Below are 24,217 nucleotides of genomic sequence, written 5' to 3'. Positions count from 1 at the left end.
GGGAAACAGTCACCGATCCGCCAGCTACCGCAGCACTTGCCAAGAGTTCGTGTGAAGAGACGACAGCAGTCGGCACGGTGAGCGCGCCCACCTCTCGCGCGGGCTGGTTCAGGGCTGGGCGAACAGGGGCCCGTAGTTCGAGCGGAACATCCGCTCGCCCAGGCGGCGCATCACCAGATCGCGGAGCGCGGGCGGGAGCCCGGTGGCCTTGTCGCGGCGGTGGGTCTGGCTGAGCACCCAGTCGGTACGCGGGCGTCGCCGCGCCTCGTACCCGCGCAGGGCTTCGGCAACGGACCCGGCGGTGGCCAACGACGACGCGAGTACGACGGCGTCCTCCAGGGCCATCGCCGCGCCCTGGGCCATGTTCGGCGAGGTGGCGTGGGCGGCGTCACCGATCAGCAGCGTCCGCCTTCGGGACCAGGAGTCGAGCACGACCTCCTGGTTCGGCCCGGCGTGCAGGGTACTGGCGTCGTGGTCCAGAGCCTTGAGCATGATGGTCGCCGGCTCGGTGAACGTCGCAGCCAGTTCCTCGCGCCAGCCGGGCCGGTCGGCCACCGGGCCGTCGTTGTAGTAGCAGTACGTCTGCTCGGCGCTGATCGGGATCGTGAGGAACTGCCGACCGCGCCCCAACTGCACCGACCAGAACGGCTCGGCGTCGATCCGGGGGGCGATCCAGCGGTACGCGTACTGGCCGAGGCTACGGGCCGCCTGACCGCCGAAGGCGAGCCGGCGGACCGTCGAGTTCACCCCGTCCGCGCCGATCACCAGGTCGTACCGTCCGGTGCTGTTGTCATCGAACTCGACGGCGACCAGGTCACCCTCCTGGGCCAGCGCGACCGGCTGGCGACCCCAGCGGATCGGGGTGTCCCCGACACCGGCGAGCATCGCCCGGTGCAGGTGTGCCCGGGGCAGGGACACGCACGGCCCGACGCCCCGCCACAGCGCGGCCACGTCGATGTCGAAGAGGCGGCGTCCGCCCTGGTTGGCGCTGCGCTGGCGGGTGATCTCCACGGCGCCGTCCGCGACCGGCTCCCACAGATCGAGTACGTCGAGCATGCGCGTCGCGTTTCCGGTGAGGTAGATGCCGGTGCCGGAGTCGGTCGGCCCGGGTGCCCGCTCGACCACGTCGATCGTCGCGCCCCAGTGCCGCAGCGCGGCCACCGTCGCCAGCCCTGCGACGCCCCCACCGACGACAAGTACCCGGACGTTGTTACCCCGCACGACCCGTTCCTCCCCGTCGCCCAGGCCGGTTGAGCTGCTGCTCAACGATTCGGCCGCCGCAGCACTCTAGAAGGCGGGTGAGTCAGCGCACGGCTGCGGGGGCTGAATTGCCGAGGTATGGGCTGCGACGATGAGGGGCATGACGACCGCTGAGGAGTACGCCGAGTTCGGCAGCCGCGAGGCGCGCGGTGTGTCGCCCACCTACGAGCGGCTGTCGGCGGCCATCGCCCGGGACGACGCCCTGCTCGCCCTGCTCGACACCCTCCCGCCCGGCAAGCGGCAGCCGAATCTGCTGTTCGGCGTCGTGCGGTGGCTCGGCGGCCCGGTCGACGACCCGGTCGCGTTCCACGACTTCGCGGTGACGCACTGGCCGGCCGTCGAGGCCGAGCTACGCACCCGGGCCACCCAGACCAACGAGAGCGGCCGGTGTGCCGTCCTGCTGCCGGTGCTCGCCGCGCTGCCGCAGCCCCTCGCACTGCTGGAGGTCGGCGCGTCCGCCGGGCTCTGCCTCTACCCCGACCGGTACGCGTACCGCTACGGCGAACATGAGGTTGGCTCCGGCGAGCCGGTCCTGGAGTGCGCGGCCGACGGGTTGGTGCCGCCGGACCGCGTACCCCGGGTGGTGTGGCGGGCTGGCCTGGACCTCAACCCGCTCGACGTGACCGACCCCGGCGACGTGTCCTGGTTGGACGCCCTGATCTGGCCGGAGCACGCGCACCGGCGGTCCCGGCTACGCGCGGCGGCGGCGGTCGCCGCCGCGGACCCTCCGCTGCTGGTCCGTGGCGATCTGGTGGACGACCTGCCGGCGTTGGCCGCCCGTGCGCCGGCCGACGCGACGCTTGTGGTCTTCCACACCTCGGTGCTCTACCAGGTGCCGCCGCCGCGCCGGGAGGCGTTCGTCCGCCTGGTCGGTGAGCTGCCGGGGCACTGGATCGCGAACGAGGCACCGGAGGTGCTGGGGTACGGCGGGTTGCCCGACCCGCCGAGCGACGCGCTGCACAACGTCCTCGCGCTCGACGGTAGGCCGCTGGCCTGGACCCGGGGCCACGGTCAGGCGATGAGCTGGTTCGCCTGACGGCCCATGGTCGGCAGCGACAGCTCAGCGAGCCGCCTGCGGCATCCGGGCCCGCAGCGCTCGGCTGAACCAGTCCACCGCCGGCGCTACCGCGCCGCCGCCGGACCAGCCGTTGATCACCGACAGCAGGTCGAGGTAGCGGTCCCGGCGGGGGTCGTTCGCCACGGTCAGCCGGTCCAGCAGCCGGCGGCGCAGGTCGGTGTCGTCGGGCAGGTCGTGCAGGCGCGCGTACCGGCCGGTGACCGCGGTGACCACCGGCTCGGCCTCGGGTCCGGTCGGATCGAGACCGGCGGCCAGGGCGTCCGCCACCCCGTCCCGGACCACCGCGACGGCGTCCGGGCGGGGCAACCCGGGCACGTCGTGGTCGGCGGCGTGCTGCCGGGCCATCCGCCGCATACTCGCTCGGAAGGTGGGCTCCCGGCACAACTCGGCAAGCTCCAGCCACGCCTGCACCTGCTCGGTGCTCGGGTCGTCGGGCAGCTCCGGGGTCATCGAGACGAGGACGCCCCGGTGCGGGTGCTGCCAGTCCGGGCCCTCGAAGACGGCCGCCAGGAAGTCGCCGACCAGGTGTCCCCGCTCACGCGCGGTGAGCTGGGCCAGCCGGTGCAGGTCGTCCACCTCGGCCGGGCCCGATCCACGCCGCGCCGCCACGGTGAGCACCGCCTGACGCAGCCGCAGCACCCGGATCTGCACCGCCAACGCCTCGGCGTGCGCGGCGGCCACCTCGGTTAGCGGCACCTCCTGGTTCACCACCCGCCGGATGGCGGCCAGTTCCAAGCCCAGCTCACGCAACGTGCGGACCAGTTCCAACCGGGCCACGGCCGCCGGGCCGTACCGTCGGTAGCCGGCCGGGCTCCGGTCCGTCGGCGGCACGATCCCGCTGTCGGCGTAGTACCTGATGGTCTTGACGCTCAGGCCGGTACGGCGGGCCAGGTCGCCGATCGGGTACCGTTCTTCACCGCTCATGCCCCCACCCTGCCGTCTCCCCCTGGTGGAGACTCAACTGACAGTCGTCAGCGGGCCCGCTCGTGGCGGAGCAGGACCACGCCGTTGCCGAAGACGCGGCTCTCCACCAGCCGCAGGCCGGTCGGGACGTCGCTGTCGGGGAAGAGGCGGCGGCCCCGACCGAGCAGCACCGGGTTGACGTAGATCCGGTACTCGTCGACGAGGTCGTGCCGGGCGAAGGTGGCAGCCAGGTCGGCGCCGCCGAGCGCCAGGTCACCGCCGGGCTCGGCCTTGAGCCGGCGTACCTCCTCCGGGTCCACCTCGTGGACCACTCGGGCGTTCCAGTCGGCGTGCTGGAGGGTGCGGGAGTAGACGATCTTCGGCATGTCCCGCCAGATGCGGGCGAACTCGCGCTCCGGGGCGCTGGCGGTCGGGTCCTGGTCGGCGGTCGGCCAGTAGGCGGCCATCAGCTCGTGGCTGACCCGGCCGCTGAGGAACCCGCCCATCGGGGCGATCACATCGTTGAAGTGCCTGTGCAGCTCCTCGTCGACCCGGTGCCAGCCGATGTCGCCACCCGGGCCCTCGAAGAACCCGTCCAACGACAGGCTCATCTGCACAACGATCTTCCGCATCGTGTCTCCTCAGTGCTCGTCGCAGCCATCGATCCCGAGCATCGTCGGACCCTACGACGAAACCGGCGGCGGTGCTGCGGAACACGTACGGGGCGGTCGGCTCGGAGCCCGGCATGGTTGAGCCGCCGCAGGTCGTCCCTAGACTGCTGCGGGTGACCGGAGAGCGACGACCCCTGGCCGATCGGCCGCTCACCGAGCCGCACCCGTCCCGGCTGTCGCCCGGGCACCCCGACCGGGCCCGGATCCTGGCCAGGCACGCCGCCGCGCTCGCCGCCGGGGAAGCCGGCTACCCCGACCCGGCGACGGGGTTGTTCGTGCTCAGCGCCGGTTTCCTGGCCCGGCGCGGCACCTGCTGCGGGCGCGGCTGCCGGCACTGCCCGTACGTGACCGATCCACCGTCCGGATAGGCGTCCGCTGGGTCTTTCGCCCGACACCGACAGCCCGTACGGTGTCCGACGGACATCCGGCGGGCGCCTTCCGCCGTCGACCGGCGAGAGGGTGGGGCGTGCGCGGGCGGATCGTGGTCGGAGGGCTGGCGGGGCTGCTGGTGAGCGGCTGCGCCGCCGAGGCCGAGCCGGTGGCGGTGCCGCCGCCGGTGCCGATCGCCGTGGATGTGGCGGCGGCCTCCTCGGGTGGCGCCTGCCGGTTGTTGGACTTCGCGGTGATCGAAGAGCTGGTGCATGTGCGCTTCGACGTGGCGGCGGCGAGCGACCAGGGCCGTACGCACACCTGCGTGCTGCGCGCCGGAGGCGCGGTGCTGCCGGAGCTGACGCTCAGTGTGTCCGAGACCACGATCGACAAGACCACCTTCGGCGCGGACGTGGTGCCGGACAAGGCGGCGAAGATCAGTGGGTTGGGTCAGCAGGCGTACCGGCGGACCACCGCCGCGGCGAGCGGGCGCGGGCCGGTCGCCGAGGTGGGCTGGCTGGCTGCCGACGGGCGGTTGGCCACGCTGAGCTGGACGGGTGCCCGTGGCAGCGAACGTGCGGCGGCGGAGAAGATGACCGGGGACCTGGCCGCGCTTGCCAAGAAGGTGGACACCCGGGCGCTGTGACGCCCGGGTGGCCGGTTGGTCAGTTGGCGGCGACGAAGACCCGGGAGGCGACCTCGCGGGGCAGTCGCACCCGGTCACCCGACCTGTCGATCGACACTCCGTCGCGCTCCTGGGCCACGGTCACCGTGGCGCCCGGGTCGACACCAGCGGCGTGCAGTTGACGCAGCACGTCGGCGTCCTTCTGCACGCTCTCGCAGATCCGGCGCACCACCACCGGCCCGGAGAGGCCGGGGAAGGCCAGGTTGCGTTCGCTCTCGACGGCCTCGGTGGTCTCCGCCGTGGGTGAGCCCAACTCCTGCAGCCCCGGGATCGGGTTGCCGTACGGGGACCGGGTCGGCCGGTTGAGCAGGTCGTACACCCGCTTCTCCACCGCGTCGCTCATCACGTGCTCCCAGCGGCAGGCCTCCTCGTGGGCCTCCTCGTAGGGCATCCCGATGACGTTCACCAGCAGCAACTCGGCGAGGCGGTGCTTGCGCATCACCGACACGGCACTGCCGCGACCCTGCGCGGTGAGGGTCAGGTGGCGGTCGCCCTCGACGGTGAGCAGGCCGTCACGTTCCATCCGGGCGACGGTCTGGCTGACGGTCGGGCCGCTCTGCTGCAACCGTTCGGCGATCCGGGCGCGCAGCGGCGGCACCCCTTCCTCTTCCAGCTCGAGGATGGTACGCAGGTACATTTCGGTCGTATCGACTAGATCGTGTTTGTTCACTTTCGCCCCTTTCCGGCGACGAAGCTATCTGCACGATCAGTGGTCTCGACCAGGTCGTGAGACTTCATAACGTCAGCGGCCCTCCGGTGCACGATGCTACCTCGGACGACGGGCCGACGGCCCACGCCGAACGGCGTGCCGTCGACGCCGATGGTGTTGGATGGTCGCCATGTCCGGTACCCAGGAGCCGCTGGTCGAGGTCGATCGGCTCGCCGCCGAGCTTGACCAGGCCGAGCCGCCCACCCTGCTCGACGTCCGCTGGCGGCTCGTGGGTCCGCCCGGGCGTGACGACTACCGCGCCGGCCACCTGCCGGGCGCGGTCTACCTCGACCTGGACACCGCCCTCTGCGGGCCGCCCGGCGCCGACGGCCGGCACCCGCTGCCCGACCCGGCCGCCCTGCAGGCCGCGCTGCGGGCGGCCGGCGTCCGCGCCGGCCACCCCGTTGTGGTGTACGACGGCGGCGACGGCCTGGCCGCCGCGCGGGCCTGGTGGACGCTGCGCTGGGCGGGACACCGCCCGGTGCGGCTGCTGCACGGCGGTTACCCGGCCTGGGCCGCCGCCGGTCGGCCGGTCCGCACCGACGCGCCCGCCCCGCCCCCCGGCGACGTCGTGGTCCGCCCCGGCGACCTGCCGGTGCTCGACGCGGCACAGGCCGCCGAGTTGGCCGCCGCGGACGACGCGGTGCTGCTCGACGTCCGGGCGGCACCCCGCTACCGGGGCGAGGTCGAGCCGATCGACCCGGTCGCCGGGCACGTGCCGGGGGCGGCCAACCTGCCGGCCGGCGAGTACGTCGGCCCGGACGGGCGCTTCCCGACCCCCGAGGCACTACGTGAGCGGTTCGCCGCCGTCGGGGTGACCGGCGCCCGGGCCGTCGGGGCGTACTGCGGCTCCGGGGTGACCGCCGCGCAGGCGGTGCTCGCGCTGCACCTGGCCGGCCGCACCGACGCGGCCCTCTATGTCGGATCGTGGAGCAACTGGGTGGCCGATCCGACGCGTCCTATCGCCTCCGGGCCGACATCTGGGCGCTGACCAGCGCGTGCGGTGGGCCGGCGACGGTCCTCGTGCGACGATGGGCTCATGTCCGACGACACGGTGGTGGTGTGGGACGAGTCGCTGCTCGCCTACGACATGGGTGACCATCCGCTCGACCCGGTCCGGGTGGAGCTGACCGTCGCGCTGGCCCGGGAGCTGGGCATCCTGGATCGCCCCAGGGTGCGGATGGTCAAGCCGGAGCCCGCCGACGATGCCCTGCTCACCCGGGTGCACCACCCGGCCTACCTGGCCGCGGTGCGGGCCGCGCCCCGCGACCCGCTCTTCGCCGGTTATGGGCTGGGCACGTCCGACAACCCGGTCTTCGAGGGGATGCACGAGGCCAGCGCGCTGATCACCGGCGCGACAGTGGCCGCCGCCGAGGCGGTGTGGCGCGGTGACGCCCGGCGGGCGGTGAACGTGGCCGGCGGCCTGCACCACGCCATGCCCGCCCGCGCGTCCGGCTTCTGCGTCTACAACGACCCGGCGGTGGCCATCGCCCGCCTGCTCGACCTGGGCGCGGAACGCGTCGCGTACGTGGATGTCGACGTGCACCACGGCGACGGTGTGCAGCAGATCTTCTGGGACGACCCCCGGGTGCTCACTGTCAGTCTGCACGAGACCCCGCTCGCGCTCTTCCCGGGCACGGGTTTCCCGGACGAGACCGGTGGGCCGGGCGCGCCGGGCAGCGCGGTGAACATGCCGCTGCCGCCCGGTGTCGACGACACCGGCTGGCAACGGGCGTTCCACGCGATCGTGCCGTCGGTGCTGCGCGCGTTCCGGCCGCAGGTGCTTGTCAGCCAGTGCGGTGCCGACGGGCACCAGCTCGACCCGCTCGCCGACCTCAACCTCACTGTGGACGGGCAGCGGGCCACCTACCTGGCGATGCGGGCGCTCGCCGACGAGCTGTGCGACGGCCGATGGGTCGCCACCGGCGGCGGCGGATACGCGCTTGTCGAGGTGGTGCCCCGGGCCTGGAGTCACCTGCTGGCCGTGGCCACCGGTGACCCGATCGACCCGGCCACGCTCACCCCGCCAAGGTGGCGGGAGCTGGTCGCCTCCCGTCGTCTGGGCCGGGAGGTGCCGCTGCGGATGACCGACGACGCCGACCCGGCGTACCAGCCGTGGCAGCCGACCGGCGAGCCGAACGCGGTGGACCGGGCGATCGCGGCGACCCGTAAGGCGGTCTTTCCACTGCTCGGGCTCGACCCGCACGATCCCCGGGACTGAGCCGGGCCGTTTCGGTGACGAGCCTGACCCAGCCCGTGGACGTGCTGCTCAGCGACGGCAGCACCGTCCAGTTGCGTCCGATCGACCCAGCCGACGCGCCGGACATCGTGGCGATGCACAGCCGGTTCTCCGAGCGCACCCGCTACCTTCGCTACTTCTCGCCGTACCCGCGCATCCCGGAACGGGACCTGATCCGGTTCGTCACAGTCGACCACCACGACCGGGAGGCGTTCGTGGTGCTGGCCGCCGACCGGATCGTCGCGGTCGGCCGGTACGAGCGGCTCGGCCCGCAGGCGCCGGACGCCGAGGTGGCCTTCGTGGTGGAGGACGCCTACCAGGGGCGGGGCATCGGTTCGGTGCTGATGGAGCACCTGGCCGAGACCGCCCGCCGCAACGGCATCATGAGCTTCGTCGCCGAGGTGCTGCCGGCCAACGGGACGATGCTGCGGGTCTTCGCCGACTTCGGCTACCAGGTCCAGCGCCAGTACGCCGACGGTGTGGTGCATCTGAGCTTCCCGATCGCGCCCACCGAGGCCACCCTTGAGGTGCAGCGCGGTCGGGAGCACCGCACCGAGGCCCGTTCGATCGCCCGGCTGCTCAGCCCGCGGGGCATCGTCGTCTACGGGGCCAGCGCCACCGGCCAGGGCGTCGGCGCGGCGGTGCTCGGTCATCTGCGCGACGGCGGTTTCACAGGCACTGTGGTGCCGGTGCATCCGAGCGCGTCCACGGTGGCGGGTCTGCCCGCGTACCCGTCGGCGGTCGATGCCGGCACACCTGTGGACCTGGCGGTGGTCGCGGTCCCGCCGGAAGCGGCGACCGCGGTGGTCGCCGACGCCGCCGCCGCGGGTGTGCACGGCCTGGTGGTCATCTCGGCCGGCTTCGCCGAGGCCGGCGCGGAGGGCGCCGCCACGCAGCGGGCGCTGGTCCGCGCGGCGCACGCCGCCGGCATGCGGGTGGTCGGCCCGAACTGTCTGGGCGTGGCCAACACCGACCCGACGGTACGCCTCAACGCCACCCTCGCCCCGGCACTGCCGCCGGCCGGCCGGGTGGGCATCTTCAGCCAGTCCGGCGCGTTCGGGGTGGCGCTGCTCGCCGAGGCCGACCGACGTGGCCTCGGGCTGTCCAGCTTCGTCTCGGCCGGCAACCGGGCCGACGTCTCCGGCAACGACCTTCTGCAGTACTGGCAGGACGATCCCGGCACCGACGTGATCATGTTGTACCTGGAGACCTTCGGCAACCCCCGCAAGTTCGCCCGGCTGGCCCGGCGGATCGGCCGGGCCAAACCGGTCGTCGCGCTCGCCTCGCCGGCCCGCCCGGTGGGGGTCGGTGACACCGCCGGGCCGGACGAGGTGGCGGTGTCCGCGCTCTTCGCCCAGTCCGGGGTGATCCGGGTGGACACCGTGCCGGAGTTGCTCGACGTGGCTGTGCTGCTGGCCAACCAGCCGTTGCCGGTCGGCGGCCGGGTCGGTGTGGTGGGCAACTCCTCGGCCCTGACCGGCCTGGCCGCCACCGCCTGCGTCGGGCAGGGCCTCACCGTCGCCGACGGTTATCCGCGCGACGTCGGGCCGAGCGCCGGTGCCGCCGAGTTCGCCGCCGCGCTCACCGAGACGGCCGGCGACGACCAGGTGGACGCCCTGGTGGTGGTCTTCGCCCCGCCGCTGCCCGGCCAGCGGACCGAGGTGGACGCCGACGTGAGCGCCGCCCTACCGGCGGCCCTCGCGCTGGGCAAGCCGACAGTGGCGACGTTTCTGGTCGGGCGGCAGCCGCCGGGGGTGCCCGCGTACGGGGGAGTGGAGGAGGCGGTGCGGGCACTCGCCCGGGTGCACCGGTACGCCGAGTGGCTACGCCGCCCGCCCGGGGTGGTGGCCGAGGTGCCCGGCGTCGACCGAGCCGCCGCGCAGGCGGCGTTTCGCACCGACGCCACCGACTCCGGTGCGCTGCTGGCCGCGTACGGGATCGACGTGGTGCCGTCGGTGCCCGTCGACTCGGTCGACGCGGCCGTCGACGCGGCGGCGCTGCTGGGCTACCCGGTGGCGCTCAAGGCGGCCGACCCCGGGCTGCGGCACCGGCTCGATCTCGGTGCGGTGCGGCTCGCCGTGCCCGACGAGCCGGCTCTCCGCCGGGCGTACACCGAGCTGGCCACGGCCTTCGGCGCGGACGCGCTGGTCCAGCCGATGGTCGCGCCCGGGGTGGCCTGCGTGGTGGAGCTGGTGGAGGATCCGGCGTTCGGGCCGGTGGTCGGCTTCGGTCTCGGTGGGGTCGCCACCGAGTTGCTCGGCGACCGGGCCTGGCGGTCGGTGCCGCTCACCGACACCGACGCGGCCGAGCTGGTCGACGAGCCCCGGGCCGCCCCGCTGCTGCGGGGGCACCGGGGTGCCGCGCCGGTCGACCGGGCGGCCCTGGCCGACCTGTTGCTGCGGGTGGGTCAGCTCGCCGACGAGCAGCCCCGGGTGCGGTCGCTGACCCTCAACCCGGTGCTCGCCCGCCCCGACGGCATCTCGGTCCTGCACGCCCAGGTCCAGGTAGGTGGGGTCGCCGCCCGCCCGGACACCGGCCCCCGCCGACTCTGAACGCCCGGTCAGGCGCGGCTGGAGATCTGCTGGACGCCCCAGGAGTTGCCGTCCGGGTCGGTGAAGAAGACGAACCCGACATTGTCCAGCGGGTCCGGCACCGGCCGGGGATTGCGGCCCACCACCTGAATCTCGCTGACTTCCACACCCCGTTCGACAAGCTCCTCGCGGGCCCGCTCGATGTCGGGCACCACCAGCTGCAGTCCCTTGAGCGAGCCCGGCGGCATCTCCGGGACGGCGCCCTTGCCGATCACGATCGAGCAGCCGGAGCCGGGCGGGGTGAGTTGGACGATGCGTGCGTCGTCCCCGATCACCGTGTCGTGATCGACAGTGAAGCCGAGCTGGTCGGCGTAGAACTTCTTCGCCCGTTCCACATCGGAAACCGGGACGATCACCACTTCCAACGTCCAGTTCATGATCGTTCTCCTCGTGTCGTCGTCGTGGAGCGCAGCAGGTCGGCGAGCCGGGTGAGGGCCTGCCCGAACCCCCGGGTCATCGGGTAGCGCAGCACGACGTCCCGCCCTGCCGGGGTGGCGTAGAGCAGCGTGGTGGTGACCGTCGTCCGGCCGGCCAGTTCGGTGAACTGGTGACTGACCAGCGTCTCGCCGGGGTAGGACTGGTCGTCGAAGAGTTCGGTGTAGACCAGCCGGTGCGGTGGCTCGATCTGCCGGTAGACCCCAGCCTGGCCCATCCGGGCACCCTGCGGGCCCTGCGACACGAACCGCCACCGGCCGCCGACCCGCAGGTCGACGTCGCACTCCACAAGCCTCCAGCCGTGCGCGCCGTACCACCGGACCAGCAGTTCGGGTTGGGTGAAGGCGGCGAACACCAGCCGCGCCGGTGCGTCGAACAGCCGGCTCAGCACGATCTCCCGGTCACCCGGGGTGTGCACGACGAGCGGGTCGTAGAGGCCGCTCACCCGCGCGACCCGTCCGGTCGGGAGCGTCGAGGGGCGGCGTCGCTCCGGTCGACGGCCTGGAGTTCGTCGAGCAGCGCGTCGAGGCGCTGATAGCTCTCCGCCCAGTAGTCGCGGTAGTCGGCGAGCCAGGCTGTCGCCTCCCGCAGCGGTCGGGCCTCCAGGCGGCAGGGTCGGCGCTGGGCGTCCCGGCCCCGGCTGACGAGGCCGGCGCGCTCCAGCACCTTGAGGTGCTTGGAGATGGCCGGCTGGCTCATCGCGAAGGGTGCCGCCAGCTCTGTCACCGTCGCCTCGCCGGCCGCGAGCCGGGCGAGGATGGCCCGCCGGGTCGGGTCGGCGAGCGCCGCGAAGGTCGCGTCCAGCAGTTCGGTGCCCACCACGTATAACCTCCTGGTTTCATAACCATATGGTTTGTATCGTGGATCGGGGCCGTCGGTCAAGAACCCCGACAGCGGGGAAGGCCCCGGCGAACCGCCGGAGCCTTCCCTGGGAACCGGGTGCGTCAGCAGGCGTACGCCTCCAGGCGCTGGGCCCGCTCCGGGGCGCGCAACTTCAGCAGGGTCACCTTCTCGATCTGCCGGATCCGCTCCCGGGACAGGCCGAACTCCCGGCCGACCTCGTCGAGCGTGCGCTGCCGGCCGTCGTCCAGACCGAACCGGAGCCGGATGACCGCCTGCTCCCGCTGGGACAGGGTGGCCAGCACGATGCTCACCTCGTTGCGGAGCTCACCCTGGGCGGCGGCGTCGCCCGGTTCGGTACGCGGGTCCACCGAGGCCACGAAGTCGCCGAGCGCGCTCTCGCCGTCGTCGCCGACCGCCTGGTCCAGGCTGACCGGCTCCCGGTCGTACGAGATCAGCTCGATGACCTGGATCTCGGTGACGTCCAGGGCGCGGGCGACCTCGGCGACCGTCGGTTCGCGGCCCAGCGTCACCGACAGCTCGCGGCGGGCCCGGACCATCCGGTTGACCTGCTCGACCATGTGCACCGGGATGCGGATGGTGCGGGCCTGGTCGGCCATCGCACGGGTGATCGCCTGCCGGATCCACCAGGTGGCGTACGTGGAGAACTTGTAGCCCTTGGCGTAGTCGAACTTCTCCACCGCCCGGATCAGGCCGAGGTTGCCCTCCTGGATCAGGTCGAGAAACGCCATGCCGCGACCGGTGTAGCGCTTGGCGATGCTGACCACCAGCCGCAGGTTCGCCTCCAACAGGTGGTCCTTGGCGGCCCGGCCCTCCGCGACGATCAGCTCCAGGTCGGCTCGCAGCTCGGCGGAGACCGGGGTGCAGGTTGCCAGCTTCTCGTCGGCGAACAGGCCGGCCTCGATCCGCCGGGCCAGGTCGACCTCCTGCGCGGCGGTCAGCAGCTTCGTCCGGCCGATCCCGTTGAGGTAGGCCCGGACCAGGTCGGTGGAGATGCCACGCTCGTCGGTGGCGTCCAGGTCGGCGAGGACCTCGACGGTCCCGTTGGTGTCGGTCGTGGTGGCCGGGCGCGTCCGGTCTTCCGTCATCTGCAGGACCATCTCTGTCTCTCCCCGTTTCCACGTCTGTGCCGTGTCTCCGGCCCAGTGGTGCCGGTGTGAGACACAGCTTGGCGGGCGGGGCGTAAAACGGGAGTGAGGCGATCGGGCACCTGACAGGAATTGCGTCGGGTCGCCGGTCCGGTGTGTCGTCCGGGTCTGCGGTTGCCCGCCACGGTTACGTTGCGGACGGACGGACGGACGGCCGGGCTCCGGTCGGCGAGGACGACAGATGGAGGACGGCGTGGTCTTCAAGCGGCTCATGAAGGCGATGGGCGTCGGCGGACCGTCGGTCGAAACGGTGCTGACCAACCCGAACTGCCGCCCGGGCGGCCAGTTGGAGGGCCGCATCCAGGTGCTCGGCGGCGACCACCAGGTCGACATCGACCGGGTGAGCCTCGGCCTGGTCACCCGGGTCGAGGTGGAGAGCGGCGACAACGGCTACGACACCACCCAGGAGTTCCACCGCCAGCAGGTCACCGGCGCGTTCCGGCTGGCGCCGGGCCAGCGCCACGACATCCCGTTCCGCTTCGCCGTGCCGTGGGAGACACCTGTCACCGAGCTGTACGGGCAGCACCTGCACGGCATGACGATGGGTCTGCGTACCGAGCTGGAGGTCGCCCGCGCGGTGGACACGGGTGACCTGGACGCGGTGTCGGTGCACCCGCTGCCGGCACAGGAGCGACTGCTCGACGCGTTGCTGCGGCTGGGCTTCCGGTTCGCCAGTGCCGATGTGGAACGCGGGCACATCTACGGGGTACGGCAGACGTTGCCGTTCTACCAGGAGATCGAGTTCAATCCCGCACCGCAGTACGCCCGCTCGATCAACCAGTTGGAGGTCACCTTCATCGCCGACGCCCAGCAGATGCAGGTGGTGCTGGAGGTCGACAAGCGCGGCGGTGTCTTCACCGAGGGGCGGGACGCCTTCGGCCGCTTCACTGTGGACCACGCCACCGCCGACCGCACCGACTGGCCTGCCGAACTCGACAACTGGCTCCGCCAGTCCCTGTCCCGCCGAGGCCTCTTCTCCTAACCCACCCCCCTCCCCGGCCCCCCCGGCCGCCTTGCAGGCTGTTGATCATGAAGTTATTGCCCGCCGCATCGGCGTGTCGTGGCAATAACTTCATGATCAACGGAGTGTTGGGCGGGGACGGGGCGTTGGGCGGGGGAGAGGGGGACGGGGCGGGGGTTAGAGGTCTAGGAGGAGGGTTTGGGGGCCTATGTTGACGCTTTCCACGAGCATGTGGGCGCGGAAGCGGCCTGTTTCGACAGTGGCTCCTCGTCCTCGTAGCGCCTCGACCACTGCTGTCACCAATGGCTCGGCGACCGCTGCCGGGGCGGCTGCCGTCCAGCTTGGACGGCGTCCCTTGCGGGCGTCGCCGTAGAGGGTGAACTGGCTGACCACCAGGATCGGCGCGCCGGTGTCGGCTGCGGACCTCTCGCCGTCCAGGATGCGCAGCTCGTGCACCTTGCGGGCCATCGTCTGGGCGGTCAGCGCGGTGTCCGTGTGGGTCACCCCGAGCAGCACCAGCAGGCCGTTCTCGATCGCGCCGACCACCTCGCCGTCCACTGTCACGCCGGCCCGCCCCACGGTCTGCACCACCGCCCGCATCAGCCAACCACCACCACGGAGCCAGCCACCACCGCGGAGGCTGCCGCCGCTGCGCCCGCCGCCCGCATCACTCGGTCACCGGCTCGATGAAACCGCGCTCGACCAGGTGCGCCACGATCGGGGCGGCGGCCTCGGCCATCTCGTCGGGCTCGACGTCGTGCGCGGCGGCGAGCAGGGCCAGCTGGTCACGCAGCGGCAGTCGACCGTCGGCGCCACCGACCAGCGCCAGCACCAGCGGGTCGATCTCCTCGGTCCAGCGCAGGCCGTGCGGCAGCGCCAGGACCTGCCGGTCCACCGCCCAGCCCTCGTCACCCATTGTGGCCTCCTGCCGCAGCTGGAGGCCCTCGGCGGCCCGGTAGCGCTCGGCGAGCAGCGCTTCGGTGTCGCGTACCCGGAGAAAGTCCCGGCGGTCGAACCAGGCGGCGATCTGGTCGCCCAGCGGTGGCTGCACCCGCTGGCGCAGGTCCTCCACCCGGACCACCGGGTCGGCGTGCCCGCCCCGGCGCAGCGAGACGATGCCGAAGCCGATCCCCTCCACCTTGTGCGCGTCGAACCAGTCCAGCCAGGCGGCCATCCGTTGCGGGTCGGCGGTCTCGCCGACGTCGGTGAGCCACAGGTCGACGTACGCCATCGGGTCGGCCACCTCACGCTGGATGACCCAGGCGTCCAGGCCGGTCCCGGCGAACCAGCCGGCCACCCGCTCGTCCCACTCCTCACCGGCGACGTGCACCCAGTTCGCCAGGTACTGCATGGTGCCGCCCTCGGTGAGCAGGCCCGCGGCGGCGGCGGCCAGCTCGGCGCCGATCGCGTCACCGCCGCGGCCGGAGTCGCGGTAGACGTGCGTGGTGGTGCCCGGCCCGACCACGAACGGCGGGTTGCTCACCACCAGATCGAACCGCCGGCCGGCCACCGGGGCGACCAGGTCACCGCGGAGCAGCTCCCAGTCCTGGCCGTTGAGGGCGGCGGTGGTCGCGGCGAAGCGCAGCGCCCGCTCGGAGAGGTCGGTGGCGGTCACCGACCGGGCGTGGGTGGCCAGGTGCAGGGCCTGCACGCCGGAGCCGGTACCCAGGTCCAGTGCGGTGTCGACCGGCCGGCGCATGGTCGCGCCGATCAGGGTCTGGGTGGCCCCGCCGATGCCGAGCACGTGCTCGGCGTGCAACGGACGACCCGGGCGGGCACTCGTCGAGAGGTCGGCGAGCACCCACCAGTCCTCGCCGTACGGCTCCAGGTCGACACCGGCACGGAGGCCGTCGCCGTGCCGCTCGACCAGCCCGCCGGCGAGGGCCTCCGCCAGGCTCAGTGGCGTCAGCGCGGCCGCCACCGCGGCCTCCGGTTCGGTCTGGTCGCAGATGAACACCCGGATCAGCGTGCCGAGCGGGTCGCCGTCCTCGGTGGCGCGCAGCGCGGCCCGGTAGTCGTTGCGGGCCACCGCGGCGGTCGCCTGCGCGCCGAGCCGCTCGGCGATGCCGTGGCTGGTGAACCCGGTCCGGATCAGCGCGGTCCGCAGCGCGTCGACGCCGGCGGGGGAGAGCAGCATGTCGTGTTCGTCCACCCCGACATCCTGCCTGCCGGCACTGCGGAAGCCATCATCACCCGCGAGATTCGACTCCGACGCCCGGTGGCCGCAGCTCCACGCCGCTCGGGGCAACCGGCCCGCCGGGCACCGCCGCGACCAGAGCTGGCGGTACGACGGTCGCCAGCCCACGACGCGCGGCCAGCCGGTCGATGACCAGGGCGTACGCCGACAGGATCAGCACGTCGACGAGGACGAGCTGCCACGGGGCGTCGGCCATCGTCTCGTCGGCCGCCAGCCCGCCGAACGCCGCCGCCAGCGCGAAGCCGGTCAGGTTGTTCACCACGTGCAGCGCGATGGCGGCCTCGAGCCCGCCGGTTCGCACCGTCAACCAGCCGAACAACACGCCCATGAAGGTCAGATCCAGGAAACCCCAGCCGGTGCCCCAGCCGTGGGCGGCGGCGAAGAGCACCGCCTGGAGGGCGATCGCGGGCCACGGCGAGCGCAGGTGCGCGCCGACGGCCTGCAACAACCAGCCCCGGAAGGCGTACTCCTCCGCTGCGGCTTGGAAGGGCACCAGCAGGACGACCATCAGCAGCCCGGCGGCGAACTCCGGCCAGCCCACCCACATCTCTGCCGGGTCGAACATCGAACTGTCGTCGGTCAGACCGAGCAGGAGGTCCGCGCCGAACAGCATGACGACGACCAGCGGGGTGGCGACCAGTAGGCAGCGGCCGAGCCAGCCCCACCGCAGCCGGCCGAGCACCGAGGAGAGCGTGCCGGCGGGTCGGCGCTGGATGAGCCAGGCGGCGCCGAGCAGCAGTGGGAGCAGCAGCGCCAGCGAGGCGAGCAGTAGCGCGGCGTCCGGAATCGGGCCGAAGGTCGGCAGCCCGTCGGCGTCGAAGGGGCGGTCGGTGAGCTCGGCCACGGCGGCGGCGACGCCGAACAGCAGGCAGACGACCACCAACGCCGAGGCGGCCAGCGCGACGGTGGCGACCAGGGGCCGCCACCAGCGGTGCCGGTCGGTGCGGCCGAGCCGATGGTACGGGGACCCGGGCGGGGCGGTCGACAGCATGGCGTCGAGCTTGGCAGACGGGCACCACCTGTCGAAACGATCGGAGCGTCGGTGTCCGCCCGGATCGGTACGCCGGGCAGGATGGTCCGCATGACGCTCGTGCTGCCCATCGACCCGGAGGCCAATCGGCTGCTGGAGCGCAGCCCGCTGGCGCTGCTGCTCGGCATGGTCCTCGACCAACAAGTGCCGATGGAGAAGGCCTTCTCCTCGCCGTACGTGCTGGCGCAGCGGCTCGGCCATGACCTGGACGCGGCGGAGTTGGCCGGGTACGACCCGCAGGAGCTGGTCGCGCTCTTCGCCCAGCCGCCCGCGCTGCACCGGTTCCCGAAGGCGATGGCGGCCCGGGTGCAGGAGGTCTGCCAGGTGCTTGTGGAGCGCTACGACGGTGACGCGGCGCTGCTCTGGTCGGATGTCGCCGACGGGCCGGAGCTGCTGCGCCGGGTCTCCGCGCTGCCCGGTTTCGGCAGGCAGAAGGCGCAGATCTTCGTGGCCCTGCTCGGCAAGCGCTTCGGGGTGACCCCGCAGGACTGGCGGAAGGCGGCCGGAGACTACGGCGACCCGGGCGCGTACCGGTCGGTGGCCGACGTCAGCGACGTCGACTCGCTGCGTCGGGTACGGGAGTACAAGCAGCAGCTGAAGGCGGCGGCCAAGGCTGCGCGGGGTTGACGCTCAGGCGGCGGTGGGATGGGCCAGCGCGGCAAGCGCGCGGCGGACATCGGCGAGCGAGACGGTCGCCGAGTCGTCCAGGTCGGCCAGGCCGGCCTCGATCCACTGGCGCATCAGCGTGGTGACCCCGATGCCCCGGGCGTCGGCGGCGGCCCGCACCCGCTCATAGGTCTCCAGCGGCAGCCGGACCGACCGGCTCACCATCGGCACGTCGGTGTCGGGGGTGGGGAGATCCACCGCCGGGCGCTCGTCGATCAACTCGGCGATCCGGTCGCCGCCGTTTTGGAACTGCTTGGTCGCGTCGTCACGGTGCATCGTCACGGCCTCCTCGTCTCCCGAGATCTCCGCACGGCCTCGTCGTAGCGCTTGGACTCGACGTCGCTCAACTCGCGGGCGGAGAGGATGTCCCAGTCGTTGTCGGTGCCATCGGCCTCGGCGAGCAGCACCGCCAGCCGGCGGCCCCGACGGGCGGCGGCGTACACCACCATGACGTCGTCGCCCGGGTGGCGGATGACCCGGCGGGCGCTGTGCAGCGCCTCCCAGACTTCCCCGGGCGTGACGTCGTAGACCCTCAGGTTGGCCAACGCCTCGTCGGTGAAGCTGAACCTGCTGCCCACGTCGCGGAGCGTACCACGGGCGTAACACGCACCGGGATGAGTTGAATTTCGCTGATCACGGTCCAGCGGTGACAGGATGAGGCGTAATCCCCTCGAGGAGGTCCATGGTGAAGCGGCAGGCCTACCAGCCGATTCTGATCACCGACGCCTCGCGCAGCCAGGACGATCAGCTCAACAGTCGCCAGCGCCGCTATGTCCTGATGATGGGCATCCGGGTGCTCTGCATCATCGTCGGCGCAATCCTGGTCAGTGCGAACGTCCCACTGCTCTGGCTGTGGCTGCCGCTGTGCGGCCTCGGCATGGTGCTCATCCCCTGGCTGGCCGTGCTGCTGGCCAACGACCGCCCGCCCAAGGAAGAGCACCGGCTGGCCAACCGGTTCCACCCCCGCCGGCAGGACGGCACCCCGCCGATGAGCCTCACCGCCGAGGAGCGCCCGCACAAGGTCATCGACGCCGAACCCTGACCCGCGAACGGGCCAGGGTTCGACGCCCACGGCTGTGGCCGTGCGCCGGCCGTTACGGCTGTGGCCGTGCGCCGACCGTGGAGACGGCAAGCGCGCCCAGGTCGGTGGCGCGGTTCAGCGCCGCGGTCGGGGTGGCACCCGCGAGCCAGGCGGTGAGCAGGCCGGCCGCGAAGGCGTCGCCCGCACCCGTGACGTCCCGCACCGCCACCCGTCGGGCCGGCGCCACCCAGACCGCCGCGCCGCGGTCGACCCAGACCGCGCCGGCCGCGCCGCGCTTCACCACCACCCGCCAGGCCGTCGCCGACAACGCCCGCCCCTGCGCCGCCGGGTCCAGCCCGCCGGCCAGCACCGTGGCCTCGTCCGCGTTCACCAACAGCAGGTCGACATCGCGTACCCAACTCAGGAACGCCGCCGCGCCCACCCGCCGCAGCGGCGCCGCGGAGGCCGCGTCGACGCTCGTGCTGAGCCCGCGCTCGCGGGCGGCGGCCAACGCCCGCAGCCCGGCGTCGCGCGACCCGGCGTCCAGGAGGGTGTACGCGGACAGGTGCAGATGCCCGGCGTCGGGCACCGCCGCGAGGGCCCGCTCGACGTGCCCGACGCTCAACCGCACGTTCGCGCCCCGCTGGCTGACCATGGTGCGCTCGCCGTCGGTAGCCAACACGATCACCGTGCCGGTCGGCACGTCCTCGACCCGCTCGATGGCGCAGTCGACGCCGGCCCGCTCCAGTTCGGCCACCCGGTCCCGCCCGGCGTCGTCGGCGCCGACGGCGCCGACGAGCGTGACGTCCACCCGCTGCGCGGCGACCCAGGCGGCGGTGTTGGCCGCCTGACCGCCGCCGCCGATGCTGATCTCGGCCGCCGTGTCCGAGCCGGCCGCGAGCGGCCCGGACAGCACGGCGACCACATCGGTGATCACGTCCCCGACCACGACCACCCGGGCCGGTCGGGTCACTTCGGGGTGGTGGTGCTGCGGGCCGCCGCGGCGACCGCGATCCGCGCGGCCAGGTCGGCGTTGCGCAGGATGATCCGGACGTTCACCGCCAGGCTCGCGCCCTCGGTGGCCGAGTGGAAGTGCGCCAGCAGGTACGGGGTGACTGCCTTTCCGGTGATCCCGTCGCGCTCCAGCAGGGCCAGACCGTCGGCGAGCGTCCGGTCGTGCAGCTCCGGGTCGAGCTGTTCGTCGACCGGCAACGGGTTGGCGACGAGCAGCCCGCCGGTGTGCAGCGCGTGCGCGTCCCGGGCGGCGATCACGTCGGCGACCTGCTCCGCCGAGTCCACCGACCAGTCCAGATCGAAGCCGGCGTCGGTGCGGTAGAAGCCGGGGAACCGGCGGGTGCGGTAGCCGACCACGGCGACCCCGAGGGTTTCCAGCCGCTCAAGCGTCGCGCCGACGTCGAGGATCGACTTGACCCCCGCGCAGACCACCACGATCGGGGTCTGGGCCAGGGTGACCAGGTCGGCCGACTCGTCGAAGGTGTGCGCGGCCTCGCGGTGCACCCCGCCCAACCCGCCGGTGGCGAACACCCCGATCCCGGCCGCGGCGGCCACGGCGCTTGTCGCGGCAACGGTGGTGGCGCCGTCCACGCCGGTCGCCGCTGCTACCGCGAGGTCGCGGACCGAGAGTTTCGTCACTCCGTCGACGGTGGCGAGGCGGGTCAGCTGCGCGTCGTCGAGGCCCACCACCAACTCGCCGGCGATCATTCCGATCGTCGCCGGAACGGCCCCGGCGTCCCGTACGGCCTGCTCGATCTCCCTGGCCACCCGCAGGTTCTCCGGCCGGGGCAGCCCGTGCGAGACGATGGTGCTCTCCAGTGCGACGACGGGCCGGCCGTCGCGCAGGGCTTCGGCGACCTCGGTGCCGTAGCTGATGCGAAAGTCAGTCACGTTGGCACCGTACGGGGTCGGGCTCCGGTTGGCCTCAGGTGGACCCGGCCGTGATGACCTGCCAAACTTGTCGGTTGGAGGTGCAGACGTGAGCACAGAGGTTCTCGAGCGTCCCGAGCTGAAGGACGCCGACACCGGTCCCGAGATGTTCCACTACGTCCGCAAGGAGAAGATTGCCGAGAGTGCCGTCATGGGCACCTTCGTCGTCGCGCTCTGTGGCGAGACGTTCCCGGTCACCAAGGCGGCCAAGCCGGGTTCGCCGGTCTGCCCCAAGTGCAAGGAGATCTACGACTCGTACCGCGAGTGAATTTCGGCCGGCGTCCCGGCCGGCGACGTAGCCTGCGGCGGTGACCACCTCCACCGCCCTGCTCCTCGCCGACCTGACCGGCGTCGCGGTGTTCGCCGCCTCCGGCGCGTCGGCGGCGGTGGCCAAACGGCTGGACCTGTTCGGCGTCGCGTTCGTCGGCTTCGTGGCCGCCCTCGGCGGTGGGATCTTCCGGGACCTGGTCATCGACGAGGTCCCGCCGCTGGCCTTCGCCGACTGGCGGTACGTTGCCACCGCCGCGACCACCGCGCTTGCCGTCTTCTGGCTGCACCCACAACTGGCCCGACTGCGCAGCACCGTGCTGGTGCTGGACGCGGCGGGCCTCGCGCTGTTCACCGTCACCGGCACGCTCAAGGCGCTCGACGCCGGGGTGCCGGCCGTCGGCGCCTGCCTCATCGGCATGCTCACCGCGATCGGCGGCGGGCTCGCCCGCGACCTGCTCACCGCCGAGATCCCGGTCGTGCTGCGCCGGGAGATCTACGCGCTGGCCGCGCTGGCCGGGTCGGTCACGGTGGCGCTGCTCTACGTCAGCGGGCAGGCCGGACCCGCGCCGCTCACCGCCGCCGCCGTCCTGGCCTTCGGGCTACGCCTGATCGCACTGCGTCGACGCTGGTCGGCGCCGGTGGCGACGCTGCGCCCGCCGCGCACCGGTGACCCCGAGTGGTGACACCCCTCATCGGGGGGTGACAGATGTGACAGGCGGGGCGTCGCCTGGGCCGTGGGGCCGGCGCTGGTTATGCTGAGTCGGCCTTCGCGGCAGTTACTGCGCGGAGGCGTTTTCATGGGCGGCGGGACTCGTGGCCCTCGCCCGGGGTCCGCGATAGTGCGGTCGGAGAGGAGCTTCGCGTGGCAGCCCGGACGCCGGTGCTCGAGACGTTCCCGGCACTACGCGCCTGGCAGCGCAAGGCCCTGGTGGAGTACCTGCGTCGGCGTACCGACGACTTCACCGCAGTCGCCACGCCAGGTGCCGGAAAGACCACCTTCGCCCTGCGGATCGCGGCCGAGCTGCTCGCCGACGGCACCATCGAGGCGGTCACCGTGGTCGCCCCGACCGAGCACCTGAAGAACCAGTGGTCCGACGCCGCGGCCCGGGTGGGCATCCAACTGGACGCCGCCTTCCGCAACGCCGACCTGCACTCCGCGGCCGACTTCCACGGCGCGGTCGTCACCTACGCGCAGGTGGGGATGGCCCCGCAGGTGCACCGCCGGCGCACCATGACCCGGCGCACCCTGGTCATCCTCGACGAGATCCACCACGCGGGCGACTCCCGGTCCTGGGGCGACGGCGTGAAGAACGCCTTCGAACCCGCCGTACGCCGGCTGATGCTCACCGGGACCCCGTTCCGCTCCGACGACAACCCGATCCCGTTCGTCAGCTACGAGCGGGGCGGCGACGGGCTGCTGCGCTCGCGCGCCGACTCCGTGTACGGATACGCCGACGCGCTGCGCGACGGCGTGGTCCGACCGGTGCTCTTCCTGGCGTACTCGGGGGAGACCCGGTGGCGGACCAACGCGGGGGAGGAGCTGGCCGCCCGCCTCGGTGAGCCCATGACGCAGGATCTGGTGGCGCAGGCCTGGCGTACCGCCCTGGACCCGGCCGGAGACTGGATGCCACAGGTGCTGCGGGCTGCCGACGCCCGACTCACAGTGCTGCGTACCGCCGGGATGCCCGACGCCGGCGGTCTGATCATCGCCACCGACCAGCAGACCGCCCGCTCGTACGCCAAGTTGATCGAGCAGGTGACCGGCGAGAAGGCCGCCGTGGTGCTCTCCGACGACCAGGGCGCGTCCGCCCGGATCGCGACGTTCGCGGCGTCAGACCAGCGCTGGCTGGTCGCGGTGCGGATGGTGTCCGAGGGGGTGGACATCCCCCGGCTCGCGGTCGGGGTCTACGCCACAAGCGCCAGCACCCCGCTCTACTTCGCCCAGGCGATCGGCCGGTTCGTCCGGGCCCGCCGGCCCGGGGAGACCGCCTCGGTCTTCCTGCCCAGCGTGCCGCACCTGCTCGGCCTGGCCAGCGAGATGGAGACCGAGCGGGACCACGTGCTCGGCAAGCCCAAGGAAGCCGACGGCTTCGACGACGACCTGCTGGAACGGGCCCAGCGCGACGACCAGGCCAGCGGCGAACTGGAGAAGCGGTTCGCCGCACTGTCGGCCACCGCCGAGCTGGACCAGGTGATCTTCGACGGGGCGTCGTTCGGCACCGCCGCCCAGGCCGGCACCCCCGAGGAGGAGGAATACCTCGGCCTGCCCGGCCTGCTCACCGCCGACCAGGTCTCCCTGCTGCTCACCAAGCGACAGGCCGCCCAACTCGCCGCCCAACGCCGCCGCACCGCCGACGCGGCCGCTCAGCCGGCCGCTGCGCCCACGGCAGCGCCCCCGGCACCCATGAGCGCCGCCCAGCGTCGCGTGGCGCTCCGGCGCCAACTGAACGCTCTGGTGGCCGCACGACACCACCGCACCGGCCAGCCGCACGGCAAGATCCATGCCGAGCTGCGCCGGCTCTGCGGTGGCCCGCCGAGTGCCCAGGCGACCATCGAGCAGCTCGAGGAACGCATCGCCACCGTCCAGACCCTCTAGACCGGACCGCCCCGGCGCGCCGCCCGCCGGGCTGGCTGGCTGGGGCTCCGGGCTGGTTGGGCGCCAGGCTGGCGGGCGGGTGTGGCTGGTTGGGCGCTGGGCTGGTTGGGCGCCGGGCTGGCGGGCGGGTGTGGCTGGCTGGGCGCCGGGCTGGCGGACGGTGTGGCTGGGCCGGGCTGGCGGGCGGGCGTGGCTGGCTGGGCGTCGAGCTGGCGGGCTGCCTGAACCTTGTTGTGGCCGTGTCCCGTGCTCGCTGTTGATCCACTCGGCTTTCTTGAAGACGCGGTGTTCGAGCCGGACGGAAGCCCCGGCTTCCCGTGAAACCGAGTGGATCACCTGGGCAGGCCCTGGGCCGCTCCGAGGACCGCCTGCCCGGGGTGCCCGGACGCTCCCGCTGCGGCATCCCGGCCTCAAGATCGCGCAACATCAGGGATGTAGTGGCCTCGGCGTCGTGGGATGCCACTGGAACCAGGATCGAGCACGATCTTGGCGTGGGGCGTGGGGCGTGGGGCGTGGGGCGTGGGGCGTGGGGCGTGGGGCGTGGGGCGTGGGGCGTGGGGCGTGGGGCGTGGGGCGTGGGGCG

The 24,217-nt window shown here is 72.9% G+C and carries 27 protein-coding genes; 12 read left to right on the top strand and 15 right to left on the bottom strand.

The window, feature by feature from the left end; translation table 11 throughout:
- Positions 1-108: 108 nt before the first annotated feature.
- Positions 109-1,221 (bottom strand): FAD-dependent monooxygenase, encoded by a 1,113-nt coding sequence (locus tag AB0B86_RS19935; RefSeq protein ID WP_357419128.1) that lies wholly within the window; start codon positions 1,219-1,221, stop codon positions 109-111.
- A 139-nt stretch (positions 1,222-1,360) separates the two neighbouring features.
- Between AB0B86_RS19935 and AB0B86_RS19930 the strand changes: the two genes are divergently transcribed.
- A complete protein-coding gene (locus AB0B86_RS19930) occupies positions 1,361-2,296 on the top strand; it encodes a DUF2332 domain-containing protein (RefSeq protein WP_357419125.1) in 936 nt (311 codons plus the stop codon).
- A 24-nt stretch (positions 2,297-2,320) separates the two neighbouring features.
- Here AB0B86_RS19930 and AB0B86_RS19925 read toward each other — a convergent pair whose 3' ends face one another.
- Positions 2,321-3,262: a MerR family transcriptional regulator gene (locus AB0B86_RS19925; RefSeq protein WP_357412201.1), complete on the bottom strand. Its 942-nt coding sequence runs from the start codon at positions 3,260-3,262 to the stop codon at positions 2,321-2,323.
- A gap of 47 nt (positions 3,263-3,309) precedes the next feature.
- A complete protein-coding gene (locus AB0B86_RS19920) occupies positions 3,310-3,873 on the bottom strand; it encodes a dihydrofolate reductase family protein (protein WP_357419122.1) in 564 nt (187 codons plus the stop codon).
- Positions 3,874-4,025: 152 nt separating this feature from the next.
- Between AB0B86_RS19920 and AB0B86_RS19915 the strand changes: the two genes are divergently transcribed.
- Both AB0B86_RS19915 and AB0B86_RS19910 read left to right on the top strand, forming a co-directional pair.
- A complete protein-coding gene (locus tag AB0B86_RS19915) occupies positions 4,026-4,280 on the top strand; it encodes a DUF5522 domain-containing protein (protein ID WP_357419117.1) in 255 nt (84 codons plus the stop codon).
- A gap of 98 nt (positions 4,281-4,378) precedes the next feature.
- Positions 4,379-4,927 carry a hypothetical protein gene (locus AB0B86_RS19910; protein ID WP_357412195.1) on the top strand — a complete coding sequence of 183 codons (549 nt, stop codon included), beginning with the start codon at positions 4,379-4,381 and terminating at the stop codon, positions 4,925-4,927.
- A 19-nt stretch (positions 4,928-4,946) separates the two neighbouring features.
- On the opposite strand, the gene AB0B86_RS19905 is transcribed toward AB0B86_RS19910, so the two are convergent.
- A complete protein-coding gene (locus AB0B86_RS19905) occupies positions 4,947-5,636 on the bottom strand; it encodes a metal-dependent transcriptional regulator (RefSeq protein WP_357412193.1) in 690 nt (229 codons plus the stop codon).
- Positions 5,637-5,805: 169 nt separating this feature from the next.
- On the opposite strand from AB0B86_RS19905, the gene AB0B86_RS19900 reads away from it, so the two are divergent.
- Genes AB0B86_RS19900 through AB0B86_RS19890 form a run of 3 tightly spaced genes read left to right on the top strand, consistent with a single transcriptional unit; the run spans position 5,806 to position 10,466 of the window.
- Entirely contained in the window at positions 5,806-6,666 is an 861-nt protein-coding gene (locus tag AB0B86_RS19900; RefSeq protein WP_357419112.1) for a sulfurtransferase, read from the top strand.
- A 48-nt stretch (positions 6,667-6,714) separates the two neighbouring features.
- A complete protein-coding gene (locus AB0B86_RS19895; RefSeq protein WP_357412189.1) occupies positions 6,715-7,896 on the top strand; it encodes an acetoin utilization protein AcuC in 1,182 nt (393 codons plus the stop codon).
- A gap of 14 nt (positions 7,897-7,910) precedes the next feature.
- Entirely contained in the window at positions 7,911-10,466 is a 2,556-nt protein-coding gene (locus tag AB0B86_RS19890; RefSeq protein ID WP_357412187.1) for a GNAT family N-acetyltransferase, read from the top strand.
- A gap of 8 nt (positions 10,467-10,474) precedes the next feature.
- Here AB0B86_RS19890 and AB0B86_RS19885 read toward each other — a convergent pair whose 3' ends face one another.
- From AB0B86_RS19885 to sigB, 4 genes are all read right to left on the bottom strand, one after another.
- The gene (locus tag AB0B86_RS19885) at positions 10,475-10,882 is read right to left on the bottom strand and encodes a VOC family protein (protein ID WP_357412185.1); all 408 of its coding nucleotides are present in this window, start codon (positions 10,880-10,882) and stop codon (positions 10,475-10,477) included.
- Positions 10,879-11,385 (bottom strand): SRPBCC family protein, encoded by a 507-nt coding sequence (locus tag AB0B86_RS19880; protein ID WP_357412183.1) that lies wholly within the window; start codon positions 11,383-11,385, stop codon positions 10,879-10,881. The genes AB0B86_RS19885 and AB0B86_RS19880 overlap by 4 nt, the downstream gene beginning before the upstream one ends.
- Entirely contained in the window at positions 11,382-11,759 is a 378-nt protein-coding gene (locus AB0B86_RS19875) for a metalloregulator ArsR/SmtB family transcription factor (protein ID WP_357412181.1), read from the bottom strand. The genes AB0B86_RS19880 and AB0B86_RS19875 overlap by 4 nt, the downstream gene beginning before the upstream one ends.
- A 125-nt stretch (positions 11,760-11,884) precedes the next feature.
- The gene (sigB, locus tag AB0B86_RS19870; RefSeq protein WP_357412180.1) at positions 11,885-12,889 is read right to left on the bottom strand and encodes an RNA polymerase sigma factor SigB; all 1,005 of its coding nucleotides are present in this window, start codon (positions 12,887-12,889) and stop codon (positions 11,885-11,887) included.
- A 253-nt stretch (positions 12,890-13,142) separates the two neighbouring features.
- Here sigB and AB0B86_RS19865 point away from each other — a divergent pair, with 253 nt between their 5' ends.
- Positions 13,143-13,931: a sporulation protein gene (locus AB0B86_RS19865; RefSeq protein ID WP_357412238.1), complete on the top strand. Its 789-nt coding sequence runs from the start codon at positions 13,143-13,145 to the stop codon at positions 13,929-13,931.
- A gap of 156 nt (positions 13,932-14,087) precedes the next feature.
- Here AB0B86_RS19865 and dtd read toward each other — a convergent pair whose 3' ends face one another.
- From dtd to AB0B86_RS19850, 3 genes are all read right to left on the bottom strand, one after another.
- Positions 14,088-14,510: a D-aminoacyl-tRNA deacylase gene (dtd, locus tag AB0B86_RS19860; protein WP_357419105.1), complete on the bottom strand. Its 423-nt coding sequence runs from the start codon at positions 14,508-14,510 to the stop codon at positions 14,088-14,090.
- Between the two features lie 67 nt (positions 14,511-14,577).
- A complete protein-coding gene (locus AB0B86_RS19855; RefSeq protein ID WP_357412176.1) occupies positions 14,578-16,062 on the bottom strand; it encodes a methyltransferase in 1,485 nt (494 codons plus the stop codon).
- A 37-nt stretch (positions 16,063-16,099) separates the two neighbouring features.
- Positions 16,100-17,098: a CPBP family intramembrane glutamic endopeptidase gene (locus AB0B86_RS19850; RefSeq protein WP_357419100.1), complete on the bottom strand. Its 999-nt coding sequence runs from the start codon at positions 17,096-17,098 to the stop codon at positions 16,100-16,102.
- An 81-nt stretch (positions 17,099-17,179) separates the two neighbouring features.
- On the opposite strand from AB0B86_RS19850, the gene AB0B86_RS19845 reads away from it, so the two are divergent.
- Positions 17,180-17,764, top strand: coding sequence for an HhH-GPD-type base excision DNA repair protein (locus tag AB0B86_RS19845; protein ID WP_357412236.1), 585 nt, complete (start codon positions 17,180-17,182; stop codon positions 17,762-17,764).
- Positions 17,765-17,767: 3 nt separating this feature from the next.
- On the opposite strand, the gene AB0B86_RS19840 is transcribed toward AB0B86_RS19845, so the two are convergent.
- Together AB0B86_RS19840 and AB0B86_RS19835 are read right to left on the bottom strand one after the other, a co-directional pair.
- Positions 17,768-18,079, bottom strand: a complete 312-nt coding sequence (locus AB0B86_RS19840) for a hypothetical protein (protein WP_357419317.1) — start codon at positions 18,077-18,079, stop codon at positions 17,768-17,770.
- 2 nt (positions 18,080-18,081) lie between these two features.
- Complete coding sequence (locus AB0B86_RS19835; RefSeq protein ID WP_357419096.1) at positions 18,082-18,381, bottom strand: hypothetical protein; 300 nt, start codon at positions 18,379-18,381, stop codon at positions 18,082-18,084.
- A 104-nt stretch (positions 18,382-18,485) separates the two neighbouring features.
- Here AB0B86_RS19835 and AB0B86_RS19830 point away from each other — a divergent pair, with 104 nt between their 5' ends.
- Positions 18,486-18,845, top strand: coding sequence for a DUF3099 domain-containing protein (locus AB0B86_RS19830; RefSeq protein WP_357419094.1), 360 nt, complete (start codon positions 18,486-18,488; stop codon positions 18,843-18,845).
- A gap of 52 nt (positions 18,846-18,897) precedes the next feature.
- Here the strand turns inward: AB0B86_RS19830 and AB0B86_RS19825 are convergent, their stop codons facing one another.
- Both AB0B86_RS19825 and AB0B86_RS19820 read right to left on the bottom strand, forming a co-directional pair.
- On the bottom strand, positions 18,898-19,797 hold the full coding sequence (locus AB0B86_RS19825; RefSeq protein ID WP_357412170.1) for a PfkB family carbohydrate kinase: 900 nt from the start codon (positions 19,795-19,797) through the stop codon (positions 18,898-18,900).
- Positions 19,794-20,729 carry a pseudouridine-5'-phosphate glycosidase gene (locus AB0B86_RS19820; RefSeq protein ID WP_357412168.1) on the bottom strand — a complete coding sequence of 312 codons (936 nt, stop codon included), beginning with the start codon at positions 20,727-20,729 and terminating at the stop codon, positions 19,794-19,796. Before AB0B86_RS19820 ends, AB0B86_RS19825 begins: the two co-directional genes overlap by 4 nt.
- An 88-nt stretch (positions 20,730-20,817) precedes the next feature.
- Between AB0B86_RS19820 and AB0B86_RS19815 the strand changes: the two genes are divergently transcribed.
- The 3 genes from AB0B86_RS19815 (at position 20,818) to AB0B86_RS19805 (ending at position 23,634) form a co-directional block, all read left to right on the top strand.
- Positions 20,818-21,036, top strand: coding sequence for a DUF3039 domain-containing protein (locus AB0B86_RS19815; protein WP_007456912.1), 219 nt, complete (start codon positions 20,818-20,820; stop codon positions 21,034-21,036).
- A 40-nt stretch (positions 21,037-21,076) separates the two neighbouring features.
- Positions 21,077-21,721 carry a trimeric intracellular cation channel family protein gene (locus AB0B86_RS19810; RefSeq protein WP_357412166.1) on the top strand — a complete coding sequence of 215 codons (645 nt, stop codon included), beginning with the start codon at positions 21,077-21,079 and terminating at the stop codon, positions 21,719-21,721.
- Positions 21,722-21,900: 179 nt separating this feature from the next.
- Positions 21,901-23,634: a DEAD/DEAH box helicase gene (locus AB0B86_RS19805; protein ID WP_357419083.1), complete on the top strand. Its 1,734-nt coding sequence runs from the start codon at positions 21,901-21,903 to the stop codon at positions 23,632-23,634.
- Positions 23,635-24,217 lie beyond the last annotated feature (583 nt).

This window comes from Micromonospora sp. NPDC049047, from assembly GCF_040649135.1.
Taxonomy (GTDB): domain Bacteria; phylum Actinomycetota; class Actinomycetes; order Mycobacteriales; family Micromonosporaceae; genus Micromonospora.
The sequence above is the reverse complement of the archived record's forward strand: the minus strand, read 5'-3'. Positions and strand labels throughout refer to the sequence as shown.

Excerpts from the sequence above, each read along its gene's own strand:
- AB0B86_RS19930 (WP_357419125.1), top strand. The coding sequence starts at position 1,361 with ATGACGACCGCTGAGGAGTACGCCGAGTTCGGCAGCCGCGAGGCGCGC.
- AB0B86_RS19925 (WP_357412201.1), bottom strand. The coding sequence starts at position 3,262 with ATGAGCGGTGAAGAACGGTACCCGATCGGCGACCTGGCCCGCCGTACC.
- AB0B86_RS19920 (WP_357419122.1), bottom strand. The coding sequence starts at position 3,873 with ATGCGGAAGATCGTTGTGCAGATGAGCCTGTCGTTGGACGGGTTCTTC.
- AB0B86_RS19900 (WP_357419112.1), top strand. The coding sequence starts at position 5,806 with ATGTCCGGTACCCAGGAGCCGCTGGTCGAGGTCGATCGGCTCGCCGCC.
- AB0B86_RS19895 (WP_357412189.1), top strand. The coding sequence starts at position 6,715 with ATGTCCGACGACACGGTGGTGGTGTGGGACGAGTCGCTGCTCGCCTAC.
- AB0B86_RS19885 (WP_357412185.1), bottom strand. The coding sequence starts at position 10,882 with ATGAACTGGACGTTGGAAGTGGTGATCGTCCCGGTTTCCGATGTGGAA.
- sigB (WP_357412180.1), bottom strand. The coding sequence starts at position 12,889 with ATGACGGAAGACCGGACGCGCCCGGCCACCACGACCGACACCAACGGG.
- dtd (WP_357419105.1), bottom strand. The coding sequence starts at position 14,510 with ATGCGGGCGGTGGTGCAGACCGTGGGGCGGGCCGGCGTGACAGTGGAC.
- AB0B86_RS19850 (WP_357419100.1), bottom strand. The coding sequence starts at position 17,098 with ATGCTGTCGACCGCCCCGCCCGGGTCCCCGTACCATCGGCTCGGCCGC.
- AB0B86_RS19845 (WP_357412236.1), top strand. The coding sequence starts at position 17,180 with ATGGTCCGCATGACGCTCGTGCTGCCCATCGACCCGGAGGCCAATCGG.
- AB0B86_RS19840 (WP_357419317.1), bottom strand. The coding sequence starts at position 18,079 with ATGCACCGTGACGACGCGACCAAGCAGTTCCAAAACGGCGGCGACCGG.
- AB0B86_RS19830 (WP_357419094.1), top strand. The coding sequence starts at position 18,486 with ATGGTGAAGCGGCAGGCCTACCAGCCGATTCTGATCACCGACGCCTCG.